A 2,500-nucleotide genomic window follows, 5' to 3' on the forward strand; every position below is an offset into this window, starting at 1 on the left:
GGTCGCCAACTTGGACGGACAATCTGACACTCGGTGAAGATCGGGTAGGATGGTTGTTCGCTGCAAGGTATTTGGTGGTTCTTTGACATTGTTGATTTTGATGAAGGGACATGTGGGCGACGGCGCCTGCTGCCGGGGGTTTTAAGGCTCCGGTTGGCAGTAACCAGGTCGTTGCCGGGTTCTGGTGCTCACCACGGGCATCGGGATCTTGAGCATGTTCATTCGTATCCATTACGTTTGATAGTGCAGGTAACGGCTCCTTGAAGCATGTGCCTGGCTGGATGGCGGATCGTAAGGTCCGTGCCGGCTATGTATGTGACACAAACTTGAGAGTTTGATCCTGGCTCAGAACGAACGCTGGCGGCATGCCTAACACATGCAAGTCGAACGAGACCTTCGGGTCTAGTGGCGCACGGGTGCGTAACGCGTGGGAACCTGCCTTTAGGTTCGGGATAACTCCTCGAAAGGGGTGCTAATACCGGATGATGTCTTCGGACCAAAGATTTATCGCCTTTAGATGGGCCCGCGTTGGATTAGCTTGTTGGTGAGGTAAAGGCTCACCAAGGCGACGATCCATAGCTGGTCTTAGAGGATGATCAGCCACACTGGGACTGAGACACGGCCCAGACTCCTACGGGAGGCAGCAGTGGGGAATATTGGACAATGGGCGAAAGCCTGATCCAGCAATGCCGCGTGAGTGATGAAGGCCTTAGGGTTGTAAAGCTCTTTTACCCGGGATGATAATGACAGTACCGGGAGAATAAGCCCCGGCTAACTCCGTGCCAGCAGCCGCGGTAATACGGAGGGGGCTAGCGTTGTTCGGAAATACTGGGCGTAAAGCGAACGTAGGCGGCTTGGCAAGTCAGGGGTGAAATCCCAGTGCTCAACACTGGAACTGCCTTTGAAACTGCCAGGCTTGAATCCTGGAGAGGCGAGTGGAATTCCGAGTGTAGAGGTGAAATTCGTAGATATTCGGAAGAACACCAGTGGCGAAGGCGACTCGCTGGACAGGTATTGACGCTGAGGTTCGAAAGCGTGGGGAGCAAACAGGATTAGATACCCTGGTAGTCCACGCCGTAAACGATGATAACTAGCTGTCCGGGCACATGGTGTTTGGGTGGCGCAGCTAACGCATTAAGTTATCCGCCTGGGGAGTACGGTCGCAAGATTAAAACTCAAAGGAATTGACGGGGGCCTGCACAAGCGGTGGAGCATGTGGTTTAATTCGAAGCAACGCGCAGAACCTTACCAGCCTTTGACATCCTCGGACGACTACCGGAGACGGTTTTCTTCCCTTACGGGACCGAGTGACAGGTGCTGCATGGCTGTCGTCAGCTCGTGTCGTGAGATGTTGGGTTAAGTCCCGCAACGAGCGCAACCCTCGTCCTTAGTTGCCATCATTAAGTTGGGAACTCTAAGGAAACCGCCGGTGATAAGCCGGAGGAAGGTGGGGATGACGTCAAGTCCTCATGGCCCTTACAGGCTGGGCTACACACGTGCTACAATGGCATCTACAGTGGGCAGCTAACTCGCAAGGGTGCGCTAATCTCCAAAAGATGTCTCAGTTCGGATTGTCCTCTGCAACTCGAGGGCATGAAGGCGGAATCGCTAGTAATCGCGGATCAGCACGCCGCGGTGAATACGTTCCCAGGCCTTGTACACACCGCCCGTCACGCCATGGGAGTTGGTTCTACCCGAAGGTGGTGCGCTAACCCGCAAGGGAGGCAGCCAACCACGGTGGGATCAGCGACTGGGGTGAAGTCGTAACAAGGTAGCCGTAGGGGAACCTGCGGCTGGATCACCTCCTTTCTAAGGATCTGGCCGAAAGCGCCGAACCTGCCTCAGCGATGGGGTGTGGGTCGGAAGAGCTTCGTCCTTTCCACAGAACATTGCCGTCGTCCTCATGTCCTTTCATCACTGAAGATACCCTGGCGGGGCGACCTGCCATGGTACGCTTGAGCTGGCTCACGCCGCCTGCGGCCCATATGGCCGGTGCAGGCGTGTGTGTGGGCCTGTAGCTCAGTTGGTTAGAGCGCACCCCTGATAAGGGTGAGGTCAGTGGTTCGAATCCACTCAGGCCCACCATCACCTCTAGGGGCCTTAGCTCAGCTGGGAGAGCACCTGCTTTGCAAGCAGGGGGTCATCGGTTCGATCCCGATAGGCTCCACCAGGTACCGTCTTCAGTGTGGATAGGAAAACGTATCCGGCCCGTGTGGCCGGTTACGCGTTTTGCCTTCAGCAAAATCGCGTCTTTGACATTGTGAATGGGTTTTTAATCGATGCCGTGGTGCATGGATTGCATCGACTGATGAGGTTGATGTGATTGGTGCAGCACAAGATTGATAATCTGGCTGAGATTTTTGACCGCACCATCGGAAGGCGACCAGGCGTTATGCAGGCCTGTCGTTGATGGTGTGGATTCTCAAGCGTGAGGTAAGAGCATCTGGTGGATGCCTTGGCATGTACAGGCGAAGAAGGACGTGGCACGCTGCGATAAGCG

The 2,500-nt window shown here is 55.3% G+C and carries 1 protein-coding gene, 2 tRNA genes and 2 rRNA genes (1 of these 5 cut by a window edge); 4 read left to right on the forward strand and 1 reads right to left on the reverse strand.

What is annotated here, in order from left to right; translation table 11 throughout:
* Positions 1 to 232, reverse strand: a 232-nt coding sequence (locus PK98_RS17295; protein ID WP_235425337.1) for a hypothetical protein, incomplete at its 3' end; no start/stop codon positions are given.
* Between the two features lie 90 nt (positions 233 to 322).
* On the opposite strand from PK98_RS17295, the gene PK98_RS00005 reads away from it, so the two are divergent.
* From PK98_RS00005 to PK98_RS00020, 4 genes are all read left to right on the forward strand, one after another.
* Positions 323 to 1,809: ribosomal RNA gene (locus PK98_RS00005) — 16S ribosomal RNA — on the forward strand.
* 199 nt (positions 1,810 to 2,008) lie between these two features.
* A tRNA-Ile gene (locus PK98_RS00010) sits at positions 2,009 to 2,085 on the forward strand.
* Between the two features lie 9 nt (positions 2,086 to 2,094).
* A tRNA-Ala gene (locus PK98_RS00015) sits at positions 2,095 to 2,170 on the forward strand.
* Between the two features lie 253 nt (positions 2,171 to 2,423).
* Positions 2,424 to 2,500, forward strand: a 23S ribosomal RNA gene (locus PK98_RS00020); it runs 2,718 nt beyond the window's last position.
* The 16S and 23S rRNA genes sit together here with 2 tRNA genes alongside, the layout of an rRNA operon.

Origin of the sequence: Croceibacterium mercuriale (genome assembly GCF_000802385.1) — a bacterium.
Taxonomy (GTDB): Bacteria; Pseudomonadota; Alphaproteobacteria; order Sphingomonadales; family Sphingomonadaceae; genus Croceibacterium; species Croceibacterium mercuriale.